9 protein-coding genes are annotated in these 15,919 nt (G+C 71.0%); 4 read left to right on the top strand and 5 right to left on the bottom strand.

Annotation, left to right across the window (positions count from 1 at the left end; translation table 11 throughout):
* Positions 1-157 precede the first annotated feature (157 nt).
* Positions 158-1,666 (bottom strand): 30S ribosomal protein S1, encoded by a 1,509-nt coding sequence (gene rpsA / locus IEY89_RS27490; RefSeq protein ID WP_189150192.1) that lies wholly within the window; start codon positions 1,664-1,666, stop codon positions 158-160.
* Positions 1,667-2,048: 382 nt separating this feature from the next.
* Here rpsA and IEY89_RS27485 point away from each other — a divergent pair, with 382 nt between their 5' ends.
* Both IEY89_RS27485 and hrpB read left to right on the top strand, forming a co-directional pair.
* Entirely contained in the window at positions 2,049-2,861 is an 813-nt protein-coding gene (locus tag IEY89_RS27485; protein WP_189150261.1) for a class I SAM-dependent methyltransferase, read from the top strand.
* Between the two features lie 72 nt (positions 2,862-2,933).
* Complete coding sequence (gene hrpB / locus IEY89_RS27480) at positions 2,934-5,459, top strand: ATP-dependent helicase HrpB (protein ID WP_189150191.1); 2,526 nt, start codon at positions 2,934-2,936, stop codon at positions 5,457-5,459.
* On the opposite strand, the gene pgfA is transcribed toward hrpB, so the two are convergent.
* From pgfA to IEY89_RS27465, 3 genes are all read right to left on the bottom strand, one after another.
* Entirely contained in the window at positions 5,449-6,441 is a 993-nt protein-coding gene (gene pgfA, locus IEY89_RS27475; protein ID WP_189150190.1) for a cell envelope lipid trafficking protein PgfA, read from the bottom strand. The two genes, hrpB and pgfA, sit on opposite strands and share 11 nt — an antisense overlap.
* 30 nt (positions 6,442-6,471) lie before the next feature.
* Positions 6,472-6,606 (bottom strand): SPW_0924 family protein, encoded by a 135-nt coding sequence (locus IEY89_RS27470; protein WP_164314740.1) that lies wholly within the window; start codon positions 6,604-6,606, stop codon positions 6,472-6,474.
* Positions 6,607-6,769: 163 nt separating this feature from the next.
* Positions 6,770-8,524, bottom strand: coding sequence for a lytic transglycosylase domain-containing protein (locus tag IEY89_RS27465; protein WP_189150189.1), 1,755 nt, complete (start codon positions 8,522-8,524; stop codon positions 6,770-6,772).
* Between the two features lie 431 nt (positions 8,525-8,955).
* Here IEY89_RS27465 and IEY89_RS27460 point away from each other — a divergent pair, with 431 nt between their 5' ends.
* Positions 8,956-9,891, top strand: coding sequence for a DUF4184 family protein (locus IEY89_RS27460; RefSeq protein ID WP_189150188.1), 936 nt, complete (start codon positions 8,956-8,958; stop codon positions 9,889-9,891).
* An 813-nt stretch (positions 9,892-10,704) separates the two neighbouring features.
* Here the strand turns inward: IEY89_RS27460 and polA are convergent.
* Entirely contained in the window at positions 10,705-13,431 is a 2,727-nt protein-coding gene (polA, locus tag IEY89_RS27455; protein WP_189150187.1) for a DNA polymerase I, read from the bottom strand.
* A 186-nt stretch (positions 13,432-13,617) separates the two neighbouring features.
* Here polA and IEY89_RS27450 point away from each other — a divergent pair, with 186 nt between their 5' ends.
* A complete protein-coding gene (locus tag IEY89_RS27450; protein WP_189150186.1) occupies positions 13,618-15,912 on the top strand; it encodes an FdhF/YdeP family oxidoreductase in 2,295 nt (764 codons plus the stop codon).
* Positions 15,913-15,919 lie beyond the last annotated feature (7 nt).

Here is a 15,919-nt window from a genome sequence, read left to right as displayed (position 1 = left end):
AGAACGCCGACACCAACTCCCTTGAGGGGCGCGAGGAACTGCGCGACAAGCCACGGCCCGCCCCGCAGTCGAACGACAACCGGCAGCACGCAGGACTGAGGGCCCGCACCTCGAAAGGTGCGGGCCCTCAGTTAGCTGCTAAGCCAAGCGGCTGCGATCAGCTCTGGCCACCGGCCAGCTTCTCGCGGAGCGCCGCAAGGGCCTCGTCCGACGCCAGGGCGCCGGACGTGTCGTCCGACTCCGAGGAGTACGAACCGCCGCCGCCACCACCGGAGGCGGCCGGAGCCGCGCTCGTCGTGCTGGTGCCCTCGGCCTCGGCCTGAGCGTCGGCCTCGCGGGACTTGATGACCTGAGCCTGGTGCTGCTCGAAGCGCTGCTGCGCCTCGGCGTACTGGTTCTCCCACACCTCGCGCTGGGATTCGAAGCCCTCGAGCCAGTCGTTGGTCTCGGGGTCGAAGCCCTCGGGGTAGATGTAGTTGCCCTGGTCGTCGTACGACGCGGCCATGCCGTACAGCGTCGGGTCGAACTCGACCGAGGCCGGGTCGGAACCGAAGGACTCGTTGGCCTGCTTCAGCGAGAGGCTGATGCGACGACGCTCGAGGTCGATGTCGATGACCTTGACGAAGATCTCGTCGTTGACCTGGACGACCTGCTCCGGGATCTCCACGTGGCGCTCGGCCAGCTCGGAGATGTGGACCAGACCCTCGATGCCCTCGTCCACGCGGACGAACGCACCGAACGGGACGAGCTTCGTGACCTTACCCGGGACGACCTGACCGATCTGGTGCGTCCGGGCGAACTGCTGCCACGGGTCTTCCTGCGTCGCCTTCAGCGACAGGGAGACACGCTCGCGGTCCATGTCGACGTCGAGAACCTCGACGGTGACTTCCTGGCCGACCTCGACAACCTCGGAGGGGTGGTCGATGTGCTTCCAGGAGAGCTCGGAGACGTGCACGAGACCGTCGACGCCACCCAGGTCCACGAAGGCACCGAAGTTGACGATCGAGGAGACGACGCCGGAGCGGACCTGACCCTTCTGCAGGGTCGTGAGGAACGTCTGGCGCACCTCGGACTGGGTCTGCTCGAGCCAGGCGCGGCGGGACAGGACCACGTTGTTGCGGTTCTTGTCCAGCTCGATGATCTTCGCCTCGAGCTCCTTGCCCACGTAGGGCTGGAGGTCGCGGACACGACGCATCTCGACGAGGGACGCCGGCAGGAAGCCACGGAGGCCGATGTCGAGGATGAGACCACCCTTGACGACCTCGATGACGGTACCGGTGACGATGCCGTCCTCTTCCTTGATCTTCTCGATGGTGCCCCAGGCGCGCTCGTACTGGGCGCGCTTCTTCGAGAGGATCAGGCGGCCTTCTTTGTCCTCCTTCTGGAGAACAAGGGCTTCGATCTCGTCGCCGACCTTGACGACCTCGTTCGGGTCGACGTCGTGCTTGATCGAGAGCTCGCGGCTCGGGATGACACCTTCGGTCTTGTAACCGATGTCGAGGAGAACCTCGTCCCGGTCAACCTTGACGATGACGCCGTCGACGATGTCGCCATCGTTGAAGTACTTGATCGTCTCGTCGATAGCGGCGAGGAATGCTTCCTCGTCACCGATGTCGTTGACCGCAACCTGCGGAGTGGTGGCGGTGATCTCGGTGCTGCTCGTCATGTGGGAAAGGGCTCCGGTACGGACAGAGAGTCGTAGGTACTGCTTACGCCGGGAGCCCGTTTCGCTCTGCAGAAGGCCGGACAGCCAAGGAAGCGCCACATCAGGACCCGAAGATCCTGTGGCGCCTCGACAACCGAGGGGACATACATACAGATGCGAGCGCAACCTGCTACGTCTGAGGTGCGCAGGCCCGCAGCGCAACTTGTAGCATACGGGGGCAGCCGGGCAGGGTCAATGCGCGAAGGCGCACACCCGGGGCGGATCGCCGCATACCCGGCACAAGACGTGTCCCAGGAGGCCACGCGGGCCCGGTGACGCCCCATTCGCGACACCGCCGGGACAGGTCCGACGGAAGAGCCCGCAGACTAATACGAGGGAGCCGATCATCCAAGAGCCCGAATCGCCCGAGCCGGACGCCACCCGGCGCGCCGCCGGAGTCACCGAGAGCTCCCGGGCCAACCGGGGCTGGTGGGACCGGAACGCGGACGACTACCAGAACGAGCACGGCACCTTCCTCGGCGACGACCGTTTCGTCTGGTGTCCCGAGGGCCTCGACGAGGTGGAGGCCGAGCTGCTCGGCCCGGCCGAGGACCTCAAGGGCAAGGACGTCCTGGAGATCGGCGCCGGCGCGGCCCAGTGCTCGCGCTGGCTGGCCGCCCAGGGCGCCCGTCCGGTGGCCCTCGACCTCTCCCACCGTCAGCTCCAGCACGCCCTGCGGATCGGCGGCGGTGTCCCTCTCGTGGAGGCGGACGCGGGCGCCCTGCCCTTCGCGGACGGCTCGTTCGACCTGGTGTGCTCGGCGTACGGGGCGATGCCCTTCGTCGCCGACCCGGTGCTGGTGCTGCGCGAGGTGCGCCGGGTGCTGCGCGCGGGCGGGCGCTTCGTCTTCTCGGTGACGCACCCGGTCCGCTGGGCGTTCCCCGACGAGCCCGGTCCGGAGGGCCTGTCCGTCTCGGGTTCGTACTTCGACCGCACGCCGTACGTCGAACAGGACGACGAGGGCAACGCGGTGTACGTCGAGCACCACAGGACGATCGGCGACCGCGTCCGGGACGTCGTGGCCGGCGGCTTCCGCCTGGTGGACCTGGTCGAGCCGGAGTGGCCGGCCTGGAACACGTCCGAGTGGGGCGGCTGGTCCCCGCTGCGCGGCAACCTCATCCCGGGGACGGCGATCCTGGTCTGCGAGCGCGACTGAGGCAACGGGCCTCGAAAACGCCTTCCCCGCACGCGTGGGGGGCGTTTTTCCTGGACGTACGACACTGGGGGCGTGATCCGTTACGACGCCCTGGACGTTCTGCCCGTACGTGGTGCCCTGCCCGACCTGGCCGACGCGCTCGACACGCACGGCACCGCCGTCCTCGTGGCACCGCCCGGCACCGGCAAGACCACGCTGGTGCCCCTGGCGCTGGCGGGACTGCTGGGGGACGGCGGGCCCGTGCGGCGGGTCGTGGTCGCCGAGCCGAGGCGGATCGCCGCGCGGGCGGCGGCGCGGCGGATGGCGTGGCTGCTGGGCGAGCAGGTCGGCGCGAGCGTCGGGTACACCGTGCGCGGGGAGCGGGTCGTCGGGCCACGCGCGCGCGTGGAGGTCGTCACGACCGGCGTGCTGCTGCAACGGCTGCAGCGGGACCAGGAGTTGCCGGGCGTCGACGTGGTCGTGCTCGACGAGTGCCACGAACGGCACCTGGACGCGGACACGGCGGCGGCGTTCCTGGTCGACGTACGGGCGGCACTGCGCCCCGAACTGCGGCTGGTGGCGGCGTCGGCGACGACCGACGCCGAGGGCTGGGCGGGGCTACTGGGCGGCGCGCCGGTGGTCGAGGCCGCGGGTGTGTCGTACCCGGTGGAGGTGGTGTGGGCGCCGCCGGGACGTCCGGTACGGCCGCCGCACGGTACGCGCGTCGATCCGGCGCTGCTGACGCATGTGGCGTCGGTGGTGCGGCGGGCGCTGGCCGAGCGTGCGGGGGACGTGCTGTGTTTTCTGCCCGGTGTGGGAGAGATCGCGCGCGTGGCGGGCCAGTTGCGGGACCTCGGGCCCGCGGTGGAGGTGCTCCAGGTGCACGGGCGGGCACCGGCGGCCGTGCAGGACGCGGTGCTGTCGGGCGGGACGGGTCGCCGGGTGGTGCTGGCGACGTCGGTGGCGGAGTCGTCGCTGACGGTTCCGGGGGTGCGGGTGGTCGTGGACTCCGGGCTGGCGCGGGAACCAAGGGTGGACCACGCGCGCGGGCTGAGCGCGCTGACGACGGTACGGGCCTCGCAGGCGGCCGGGCGGCAGCGGGCGGGGCGGGCCGGGCGTGAGGCGCCGGGGGCGGTGTACCGCTGCTGGGCGGAGGCCGAGGACGCCCGCCTGACGCGCTTTCCGTCCCCCGAGATCAAGGTGGCCGACCTGACGGCGTTCGCCCTTCAGGCGGCCTGCTGGGGCGATCCTGATGCCTCCGGGCTGGCCTTGCTGGACCCTCCGCCGGGCGGTGCGATGGCGGCGGCGCGGGCGGTGCTGACGGCGATCGGCGCGGTGGACGCCGGTGGGCGGGCCACGGACCGGGGCGCCCGTATGTCCCGCCTGGGACTGCATCCCCGGCTGGCCCGGGCCCTGTTGGACGCGGCCGGCGAGGTGGGCGCGGCCCGGGCCGCCGAGGTGGTCGCCCTGCTGAGCGAGGAGCCGCCCCGGGAGTACGGCGACGATCTCGCGGCGGCCTGGCGTACGGCCCGGCGCGGGACCGACGCGTACGCGGCCCGCTGGCGGACTGAGGCCCGCAGGCTGCGCTCGGCGGCGCCGGACCCCGCGTCCCGCGAACCCGCGCAGGGCTCCGCGCCGGGCACCGGCGACGACCGCGCGGTCGGGCTCGTCGCCGCGCTCGCCTTCCCCGAGCGGGTCGCCAGAGCTCAGGGGGGTTCGTATCTGATGGTGTCCGGCACCCGCGCCGAGGCAGGTGACGGTTCGGCGCTGCGCGGCGCGCCCTGGATCGCGGTCGCCGTGGCGGACCGGCCGGTGGGGTCCGGGCACGCGCGCGTGCGCCTCGCCGCCACCGTCGACGAGGAGACCGCGCGGTCGGCGGCCCGCGCCCTGCACGCCAGGGGCGAGGAGGTCCGCTGGGCCGACGGGGATGTCGTCGCCCGGCGGGTCGAGCGGCTCGGGGCGGTGGAACTGGCGGTGCGTCCGCTGCGGGATCCCGACCCCGGACTCGTACGTGACGCGCTTCTTGAGGGGCTGCGGCAGGAGGGGTTCGGTCTGTTGCGGTGGTCCGCGGACGCCGGGACGCTGCGGCAGAGGCTCACGTTTCTCCATCTGCACCTGGGCGCTCCCTGGCCGGACGTCTCCGAGAACGCCCTCCACGCGCGCGTGGACGAGTGGTTGGAGCCCGAGCTGAGCCGGGCGCGGCGGCGGGCCGACCTGGGGCGGATGGAGGCGGGGCAGGCCCTCAACCGGCTTCTGCCGTGGGCCTCGGGGGAGGCCGGCCGTCTCGACGAGCTGGCGCCGGAGCGGATGGCGGTGCCGAGCGGGTCCAGGATCCGGATCGACTACTCCGATCCCGAACGGCCCGTGCTCGCGGTGAAGTTGCAGGAGATGTTCGGCCTGCGGGAGTCGCCCGCCGTGGCCGGTGTGCCGGTGCTGGTCCACCTGTTGTCGCCCGCCGGGCGGCCGGCCGCCGTCACAGCCGACCTGGCCTCCTTCTGGAAGGACGGCTACAAGGGCGTACGCGCCGAGTTGCGCGGCCGGTATCCGAAGCATCCGTGGCCCGAGGACCCGGCGACCGCCGAGCCGACGCGGCACACGAACGCGCGGCTCAGGCGGTGACCGGCTCGGGGGCGGAGGTCTGCGCGGGGGCGGGATCGGCCGGCCTGCGACCGCGGGCCTCCAGACAGAGGGCGAGGGCCAGCAGAAGCACGCCCAGGGTCAGGAAGCCCCAGGGCAGGTACGACGTCATCCACAGAACCAGTACGCGCTGGGACTTGACGAGGGCGACCGTCGATTCGATGTAGTCCTCGCGCATTTTCACGTGTCCGGAGAAGGCCGTCACCTTCTCGCGTCCCTCAAGGAGCCTGCCTCCGCGCAGTTCCTCCTCGTGGATCTCCTCGCCGTAGACGGGCGCACCGGTGACCGGTTCCACCCAGAACTTGCGGACCGTGGTGTACCAGCGGGTCGTACCGGTCGCGGCTACCGTCTCGGCCGTGACGCCCTTGACCGGCATGTACGTGGGGAAGGGAACCTTCGTCCACGGGATGGTCTGCTCGAAGTAGTAGACCGGGACACCGCGGAAGTTCTGTGTGCCCTTGTAGTGGATGGGGGCGGTCACCCGTGCCTGCGCGTCGAAGTACTCGTAGTCCCGCTTCTCGGTCAGGAAGGGCCACTTGAACTCGATGCCCTCCCGTTTCACCGGGTCGCCGTCGACCATCTCGCCGGTGGCGTGGACCGGTTCCTGGGTGTGCGCGTCGAAGATGTAGCGCTCGGGGATCTTCGAGACCATCTTCCCGTCGGGTCCCTGGACATAGGAGAGGCCGTCCCAGACGACCACGTCCCGCCCCGCCGTCCTCTCGATCTTCTCCGAGGCCTCGACGTTGCCCTTGAGGGTCTGCACGATGGTGACCTTGGGGACCTTCACGGCCTGGAACGAGTCGTAGTCGAGGAGGGTCGCGTCCTTCGCCTCCAGGACCATGGTCGTGTACTGATCGGCCGGGACCTTGGCCAGGCGCGGGAAGGCGTACCAGCGCAGCAGCGGGGACAGCGCCGCGAAGAACACGGCGAGCGCGAGCAGGATCAGGCCGGACTTTCGGCGCATCTCGGCGTTCCTCCCGGAGAGGTACGACGGCTAGGGGTGTGACGGGACCGTGGTCAGCAGCGGCTTCGGGGACGTCGTGCCCGCCGGAGAGCCCAGGGCCGTGATCGTGAGGACGAGCGCGAACGCGAGGGCGAGTCCGGTCGCGGCGGCGATCAGGGCACGCATACGTGGCCTCCCCGGCTACTGACAGAGAACTGATGGGGTGTCAGGTCGGGGCACCGTAGCAACGGGCGGCCGAGATGAGAACAACTCGCACACACGAAAGCGGCACCCCGCCGTGAACCGTGAACGGGGTGCCGCATTTCTGCGTATGTACGTGTACGACGGCTTACGCGCTCGGGGAGGCGGAGGCCGACGGGTCGGCCGACTCGCTCGGAGTCGCCGATTCGATCGGAATCAGTGGCTGCGTCACCGTCAGCTCGACCGTCAGGGTGGCGCCGCCGGTGGTGGTGACGCGGAGCAGGAAGGTGCCAGCAGTGTCGTCCGCGTACAGCTTCGGCAGCTTGAGCAGGCCGTTCGCGTCCGTTTCGAGACCCGTGAGGGTGCGGACCGTCTTACCGTCCGCGTCCTTGAAGTAGGGGCCCTTGTCGTTCACGGTCGCGCCGTCGGCAGAGGCGACCAGGGTCGCGGTGGCCGCGACGCCGTCCGCGACGGCCCCGTCGTACGTCGCCTTGACCTCGACCTGCTCGGCGAACTCGCCGCCCGCCACGCAGGTGAGCGCGGTGGTGGCCGTGCGGGCGAGGGTGTCGGCGGCGCGGGCGGTGACGGTGACCGCGTAGTCGAGGGCGCTGACCGTACGGCCGACGACCACAGCGCGGACCGTGAAGTCACCCGCCTTCTCGCCCGCCTCGAGCGCGGGTGCGACCGCTACTCCGGTGCTGTCGGTGACGACGGTGGCGACGTTCTCGCCGCCGGCGAAGGTGCTGTCGGTGTCGCCGACGATCGTGAAGCGGATCCTTACCTTGCCTACCGCCTTGCCCGCTGCGGTCTCCGCGCGCGTGCTGATCCTCTGGGTGAACGCGTCGCCCGCCGTCGCGGTGAGTCTGGCGGTGCCCGCGTTTTCCAGGTGGTCCACCGTGTCGGTGGGCGTGGGTGTGGGCACGGGCGTCGGGGTCGGCGCGGTGGGCTTGCCCGGCTTCGCCGGGGGCGGGGTGCTCGTCCCCGGCCTGTTCGGAACGGGACTCGGCGTCGTCCTGCCCGGCGACGGGTTCGGGATCGCCCGGGGGTTGCCGTCGCTGCGGCCGACGGGCACCGTACCCGTGCCGTCCGGGACCTCGTGGGTGCCCTTGCGGTAGTACTCCAGCCACGACAGGACGAGGTTCAGATAGTCCGTCGAGTGGTTGTAGCTGAGGATCGCGCGGTTCAGGTCGGCCTGCGTCGACAGGTCCCAGCCGAACCGGCACAGGTAGTGACCGGCGGCGAGGGCCGCGTCGTAGACGTTGTTGGGGTCTTCCTTGCCGTCTGCGTTGCCGTCGCGGCCCGCCCACGCCCAGGTGGAGGGGATGAACTGCATGGGCCCGACGGCGCTGTCGTAGCTGCTGTTGCCGTCGTACGCGCCGTTGTCGGTGTCCCTGATGAGCGCGAAGCCGTTGCCGTCGAGCTGCGGGCCGAGGATCGGGCTGGTCGTGGTGCCGTTCGCGTCGACCTGGCCGCCACGGGCCTGGCCCGACTCCACCTTGCCGATGGCCGCGAGGAGCTGCCAGGGGAGGTTGCAGCCGGGCTTGGCCGTGGCCAGCGCCGCCTCGGCCTTCTTGTAGGCGTCCAGAACGGTCGCGGGTATGCCGGCCTCGGCCTCGCCGATCGAGACCGGCGTACCTATGGCCGACGACTGTCCCGGGCTGGGGCTGGGGTTCGGGCTGTGGAGTGGTGGAAGGTCCGTGTAGTACGGCGAGTTGCCGGTCGCGCTCGCGCTGTCGTCGGCCGTGGCCTCCGACGTGGGCTGGGAGTCGCCGGCGGTCCGTCTGCCCTGGTCGTCGACCGTCGCCCCCGGAGCCTGGGACGCGGACAGAGCCGCGACCGCGAGCGCGGCCACGGCGGTCGTCGCCGCCCCCTTGCGGAGCCTCCTGCCGATGTACGCCGCCATACAGAGAACCCCTCCCGCGGGCGACAAAGCGCCCTGTTCCGCCTGTTTCCGTCCAGCTCTGACCGCTCTCGACCGGTTGCTACCGACCTCAGTCGACCTTGCAAACCGGCCATTTCGCCCGATTACACGCCTTGTTGGCGCGTTACGCCTGCGTTGCGCTTCCGTGTTCGGTCATGCTCCCCAGCAGGCCGACCCAGGCGACCCTACGACAACTTGCGTTGCGCGGACACCCGTTCGTGCCCGATATTCACCGATTGGCCAACTGTGATTCCTCGCGTTCCGCAGACCCGGGTGGCCCGCACTCGGCTTTTCACGCATTCCTTCCACCGTCCCGTCACCGCCCGTCCCAGCCCGCGGCCCGTCCCGCATACTGGACGACGGTGATCATCGGGGTGGTCCACGCCCGTCAACATCCGCTCCAGGGAGCCTTCTTGCCGTTCACTCTCAGCCACGCGGCGGCCGTACTGCCCGCCGTACGCGCCGACGGAACCGGGCGCGGCCGACTGATTCCGGCAGCACTCGTCGCCGGCTCCTTCTCCCCCGATCTGACCTACTTCGCGGCGAGTGTTTTGCCGCAGGCGATGGAGTTCGGCGCCGTCACCCATTCCTTCCCGGGCGTCTTCACGATCGACGTGGTCGTCGCCTGGGCGCTGGTGGCCCTTTGGCTGCTCCTGCGCGAGCCGCTGGTCGCCCTGCTTCCCCGCGCCCGACAGGGCCGGACGGCGACCCTGCTGCGCTGCGGAGTCACCCGCGCGCGGGTGACACCGTCCCTGGCGCTCCGGTGGTACGCCTCTGCGGCCTTCGGCGCTCTGACCCATGTCGTGTGGGACGCGTTCACGCACCACGACCGGTGGGGGGTGCGGCTGTTCCCCGTCCTGGACACCGAACTGCGGGGCTCACCTCTGTACTGGTACCTGCAGTACGGCAGTTCGGCGCTGGCCGCAGTGGTCATCGCGGGGTTCGTGCACTACGCGCTACGACGGACCGAGGCACGCGAGCCGACGGGCGTACCGGTGCTGTCGGTACGGGACCGGTGGCTGGCGGGCGCCGTGCTCGGCGGCTGCGCGGCGGTGGGGGCGGTGCAGCGGGTGCTGCGCTGGTGGGCGCACCAGGGTGCGACGGCAAAGCCGTGGGAGGTGATCCCGACGTTGTGCTTCGGAGTGGGCGCGGGCCTGCTGTCGGGGCTGATCCTTTACGCGGCGGGGGTCAGGATCCTGCGTTCCGGGGAACGGACGCCGGCCCGTGCCCCGGAGGACCACCCCCTCTGCACCGAAGGCCACGCGGTGGGCCGTACGGAAGGTCATACGGAGAGGGACGCGGAGGATCACGCGGGAGGCAGGGCCGGAGGGCGTGCGGGTTCTCGCTGACCGCCGCGAAGCGGCCGGCGCAGCCACTGCCGCCCCCGACCGGCCCAGAGGCGCCAGGCGTGGGCACGGCCGGACGCCGGGAGGCCGGAGCGCCGGCCGAGGTGGGCACGGCGGGTGCGGGCGTGCGGCGCGAGTGCGCGGCGAAGCCCGTCCGCACGACATCCGAGAGGTGCGCCGGCCGGACCACTGCCGGGAATGCGGGCGGTGCTCGCGTCGGCCGCGAACACCGGTACCGGAGAGCGCGCGGGGGCCGTCCGGCGGATGAGCGTGCGTATACCCATGCCCGCATCCTGTCGGGCCGGCACGGGGGGAGGCGTGTTCGCGGGGGCCACGCGAGTGACGGGCCCCGCGCGAGTCGGGCAGGGGCCTGTGCGGATCCCGTTCGAAGGCCTCGGGGCGAGGCCGGAAGGCTGCACCGGGCCCCGTACCCGGCGGGGGCCCCGAGCGGCACGGACAGGTCCGGTTGCCTCGGCCGGCCCGCCCGGCCCAGGGCAGCGCACTTCCGCCGATGGCCTCGCCCCGTCCGGCCGGCAAGGCGGACTTGGCTGTTCGGCCGCCGTATGCGCTGCCGCCCGGGACACCGCCCGCGACCCGGGCGGCAGCGCAGGGCATGGGCGACTCGTCCACGCCCCCGAAGAGACGCGGGGCCGTGTCGACAGGCGGCCCCGCCGCGCGGACGCGCCCAGCCGGCACCGGCCCGCGACAGGGAAGCTGCGCGATCAACCGCCCCACCGGCCCGAGGCAGACGAACTGCGCGTCCAGCCCCACCGGCGGAGGCGGACAACCCGCCCGCCCGAACCGCCCGCCGGACCGCTAGTGCGCGGCCGACTCCCAGTCGAGCCCCGAGCCCACCGAGACGTCCAGCGGTGCCCGGAGGGTCACCGCGCCCGCCATCTCCCGGCGGACCAGTTCCTCCGTGGCCTCGCGCTCGCCCGGGGCGATCTCCAGGACGATTTCGTCATGGACCTGGAGCAGCATGCGGGACTTGAGGTTCGTCTCCTCCAGTGCCTGGCCCACCTTCAGCATGGCGATCTTGACGATGTCCGCCGCCGTGCCCTGGATCGGGGCGTTCAGGGCCATGCGCTCGGCCATCTCGCGGCGTTGACGGTTGTCGCTGTTCAGGTCGGGGAGGTAGCGGCGGCGGCCGAAGAGGGTCTCCGTGTAGCCCGTCGCCCTCGCCTCGTCGACAGCCCGGCGCAGATAGTCCCGTACACCGCCGAAGCGTTCGAAGTACGTGTCCATCAGGCCGCGCGCCTCGCCCGCGTCGATGTTCAGCTGCCCGGACAGGCCGAAGGCCGACAGACCGTACGCCAGGCCGTACGACATCGCCTTGATCTTGCGGCGCATCTCCGCGTCCACCGCTGAGCGGTCGACCGCGAACACCTGGGAGGCGACGGTGGTGTGCAGGTCCTCACCGGAGGTGAACGCCTCCAACAGGCCCTCGTCCTCGGAGAGATGGGCCATCACCCGGAGTTCGATCTGGCTGTAGTCCGCCGTCATCAGCGACTCGAAGCCCTCGCCGACCACGAAGCCGCGACGGATGGCGCGGCCCTCGTCCGTACGGACCGGGATGTTCTGGAGGTTGGGGTCCGTGGAGGACAGCCGGCCCGTCGCCGCCACCGTCTGGTTGAACGTCGTGTGGATGCGGCCGTCCGCCGCGATCGTCTTGATCAGGCCCTCGACGGTGACACGCAGCTTCGCCTGCTCACGGTGGCGGAGCATGATGACCGGCAGTTCGTTGTCGGTCTGGGTCGCCAGCCACGCCAGGGCGTCCGCGTCCGTCGTGTAGCCCGTCTTGGTCTTCTTCGTCTTCGGCAGGCCCAGTTCCCCGAAGAGGACCTCCTGGAGCTGCTTGGGCGAGCCGAGGTTGAACTCGTGGCCGACCGCCGCGTGCGCCTCCTTCACCGCCTGCTGCACCGCGCCCGCGAACATCTGCTCCATGGCTTCCAGGTGGGCCCGGTCCGCCGCGATGCCGTGCCGCTCCATGCGGGCCAGCAGTGCCGATGTCGGCAGCTCCATGTCCCGCAGCAGATCCGCCGCGCCGACCTCCTGGAGGCGCTGGCCGAACGCCTCGCCCAGGTCGACGATCGTGCGGGCCTGCACCATCAGGGAGTCGGCCTCCGCGCCCTCGTCCGTACCGAAGGCCAGCTGGCCGTCCGCCGTCGCGGCGGGCGCCAGTTCACGGCCGAGGTACTCCAGGGACAGCGCGTCCAGGTCGAAGGAACGCCGGCCCGGCTTGACCAGGTACGCGGCAAGGGCGGTGTCCATGCCCACCCCGGCCACGGTCCAGCCGTGCTCCGCGAAGACCCGCATCGCGCCCTTGGCACTGTGGAACACCTTGGGCCGGTCCGGGTCTGCCAGCCAGGCCGCGAACGCGTTCTCGTCGGCCTCGTCCAGCTCCGCCGGGTCGAACCAGGCCGCCGCTCCCCCGGCCGCGGCGAGCGCGACCTCGGCGACGGAGCCGCTGCCCAGCGCCCAGGTGTCGACCGTGGCGATGCCGAGCACCTCCGTGCCGTGCTCGCTGAGCCAGGGGGCCAGTTCGCCCGCGCCGAGCACCGTCCCGTCCACCTCGACACCGGCCTCGGCGACCGGGCCCGCGTCGGCCTCCTCGGCGCCCGGATCGACGGCCAGCAGCCGCTCACGCAGCGAGGGGTTGCGGATCTCCAGGGTGTCGAGAACCACCGCCACCGCCGTACGGTCGTACGCCGCCCGCGCCAAGTCCGTGACCGACTTCGGGAGTTCGACGTCCCGGACCATCTCCGTGAGCCGGCGGTTGAGCTTGACGGCCTCCAGGTGGTCGCGCAGGTTCTGCCCGACCTTGCCCTTGACCTCCTCGACCCGCTCGACCAGCTCCGCGAACGACCCGAACTGGTTGATCCACTTCGCCGCCGTCTTCTCACCGACCCCGGGAATGCCCGGCAGGTTGTCGGACGGGTCGCCGCGCAGTGCCGCGAAGTCCGGGTACTGGGCCGGCGTCAACCCGTACTTCTCGAAGACCTTCTCCGGAGTGAACCGGGTCAGCTCCGAGACGCCCTTCGTCGGATACAGCACCGTCGTGTTCTCGGTGACCAGCTGGAAGGAGTCCCGGTCGCCGGTGACGATCAGCACCTCGAAGCCCTCGGCCTCCGCCTGCGTGGTCAGCGTGGCGATGACGTCGTCGGCCTCGAAGCCGTCGACCGCGAACCGCTCCGCGTGCATCGCGTCGAGCAGCTCGCCGATCAGCTCGACCTGCCCCTTGAACTCGTCCGGCGTCTTCGACCGGTTCGCCTTGTACTCCGTGAACTCCTCGGAGCGCCAGGTCTTGCGGGACACGTCGAACGCCACCGCGAAGTGCGTGGGCGCCTCGTCGCGCAGCGTGTTGGCGAGCATCGACGCGAAGCCGTAGATCGCGTTCGTCGGCTGTCCGGTCGCGGTCGTGAAGTTCTCCGCGGGCAGCGCGAAGAACGCGCGGTACGCCAGCGAGTGCCCGTCCATGAGCATCAGCCGGGGGCGGCCCGTGCCGGAGGTCTTCTCGGTCTTCTTCGATGCTGTTTCTGCCACGACCCCGATCCTGCCACGTGCCACTGACAACGCGGGCCGTCCGGGCCCTCCGGGCCGTCCAGAACCCAGCACCGCCGTTGTCACCGCCGCGTGCGAGGATCGAAGAGGTGGCACACACGCAGGTGAACCATGCGCACGCCCACCACGTGCAAGCGGAGAGACACGTGCAAGCGAAGGGGCTCAGCCATGGCCAGCAAGCCGCCCAAGAGTGATCCGGTCCAGGACGCGCCGCAGGTCGCCGCCCCCAAGCACGCAGCGGCCGGACTGCCCGCCATCGGCCACACCCTGCGCATGGCCCAGCAGCAGATGGGCGTCCGCCGCACCGCTCTCACCCTCCTGCGTGTCAACCAGAAGGACGGCTTCGACTGCCCCGGCTGCGCCTGGCCGGAGCCCGAGCACCGGCACGCCGCCGAGTTCTGCGAGAACGGCGCGAAGGCGGTCGCCGAGGAAGCCACCCTGCGCCGCGTCACCCCTGAGTTCTTCGCCGCCCACACCGTGACCGACCTGGCCGGCCGCAGCGGCTACTGGCTGGGCCAGCAGGGCCGGCTCACCCACCCCATGTACCTGCCCGAGGGCGCCGACCGCTACGAACCGGTCTCCTGGGACCGCGCCTTCGACATCGTCGCCGAGGAACTGAAGGCCCTCGGCTCGCCGGACGAGGCCCTCTTCTACACCTCGGGCCGCACCAGCAACGAGGCGGCCTTCCTCTATCAGCTGTTCGCCCGCGAACTGGGCACGAACAACCTCCCCGACTGCTCCAACATGTGCCACGAGTCGTCGGGGTCCGCGCTCTCCGAGACCATCGGCGTCGGCAAGGGCAGCGTCCTTTTGGAGGACCTCTACCAGGCCGATCTGATCATCGTCGCCGGCCAGAACCCGGGCACCAACCACCCCCGGATGCTCTCGGCCCTGGAGAAGGCGAAGGCGAACGGCGCACGGATCATCAGCGTCAACCCGCTGCCCGAGGCCGGCCTGGAACGCTTCAAGAACCCGCAGACCCCCCAGGGCATGATCAAGGGAGCGGCCCTCAACGACCTGTTCCTACAGATCCGCATCGGCGGCGACCAGGCACTCTTCCGCCTCCTCAACAAGCTGATCCTGGACACTGAAGGCGCGGTCGACGAGGCCTTCGTCCGCGAACACACGCACGGCTACGAGGAGTTCGTCGAGGCGGCCCGCGCCGCCGACTGGGACGAGACCCTCACCGCGACGGGCCTCACGCGCGCGGAGATCGAAAAAGCCCTCGGCATGGTCCTGGCCTCCGAACGCACCATCGTGTGCTGGGCGATGGGCCTGACCCAGCACAAGCACTCCGTGCCCACCATCCGCGAAGTCGTCAACTTCCTTCTCCTGCGCGGCAACATCGGACGCCCGGGCGCCGGCGTGTGCCCGGTGCGCGGCCATTCGAACGTGCAGGGCGACCGCACCATGGGCATCTTCGAACGCCCCGCCCCCGCCTTCCTGGACGCCCTGGAGAAGGAGTTCGGCTTCGCCCCGCCCCGCGAACACGGCTACGACGTCGTACGGGCCATCCGCGCCCTGCGCGACGGCGAGGCCAAGGTCTTCTTCGCCATGGGCGGCAACTTCGTCTCCGCCTCCCCGGACACGGAGGTCACCGAAGCGGCCATGCGCCGCGCCCGCCTCACCGTGCACGTGTCGACGAAGCTGAACCGCTCGCACGCCGTCACGGGCGCGCGTGCGCTGATCCTGCCGACGCTCGGCCGCACCGAGCGCGACCTCCAGGTCGGCCCGAACGGGAAAAGCACAGAGCAGTTCGTGACGGTCGAGGACTCCATGGGCATGGTGCACGCCTCCAGGGGCCGCCTGGACCCGGCGAGCGCACACCTGCTCTCCGAACCGGCCATCGTCTGCCGGCTGGCCCGGCGAGTCCTGGGCGAGGAGTCCCGCACGCCGTGGGAGGAGTTCGAGAAGGACTACGCCACGGTCCGCGACCGCATCGCGCGCGTGATCCCCGGCTTCGAGAACTTCAACGCGCGCGTGGCCGACCCGGCGGGTTTCACCCTCCCGCACGCCCCGCGCGACGAGCGGCGCTTCCCGACGGCGACCGGCAAGGCGAACTTCACCGCCGCGCCCGTCGAGTTCCCCGAGCTCCCCGAAGGCCGCCTGCTCCTGCAGACCCTGCGCTCGCACGACCAGTACAACACCACGATCTACGGCCTGGACGACCGCTACCGGGGCATCAGGAACGGCCGCCGGGTCGTCCTGGTGAACGCCGAGGACGCGCGGACCCTCGGGGTCGCCGACGGGTCGTACGTCGACCTCGTCAGCGAGTGGAAGGACGGCGTCGAGCGCCGGGCGCCAGGCTTCCGGATCGTGTTCTACCCGACGGCGCGGGGATGCGCGGCGGCCTACTACCCGGAGACCAACGTCCTGGTCCCGCTGGACGCCACCGCCGACACCAGCAACACCCCGGCCAGCAAATCCGTGGTCGTGCGTCTGGAACAATCGGCTACCGACTGAGCGTTTG

Origin of the sequence: Streptomyces lacrimifluminis (assembly GCF_014646095.1) — a bacterium.
In the GTDB taxonomy this organism is placed as follows: domain Bacteria; phylum Actinomycetota; class Actinomycetes; order Streptomycetales; family Streptomycetaceae; genus Streptomyces; species Streptomyces lacrimifluminis.
Note: the sequence above shows the minus strand (reverse complement) of the source record. Positions and strands in the feature narration are given on the sequence as shown.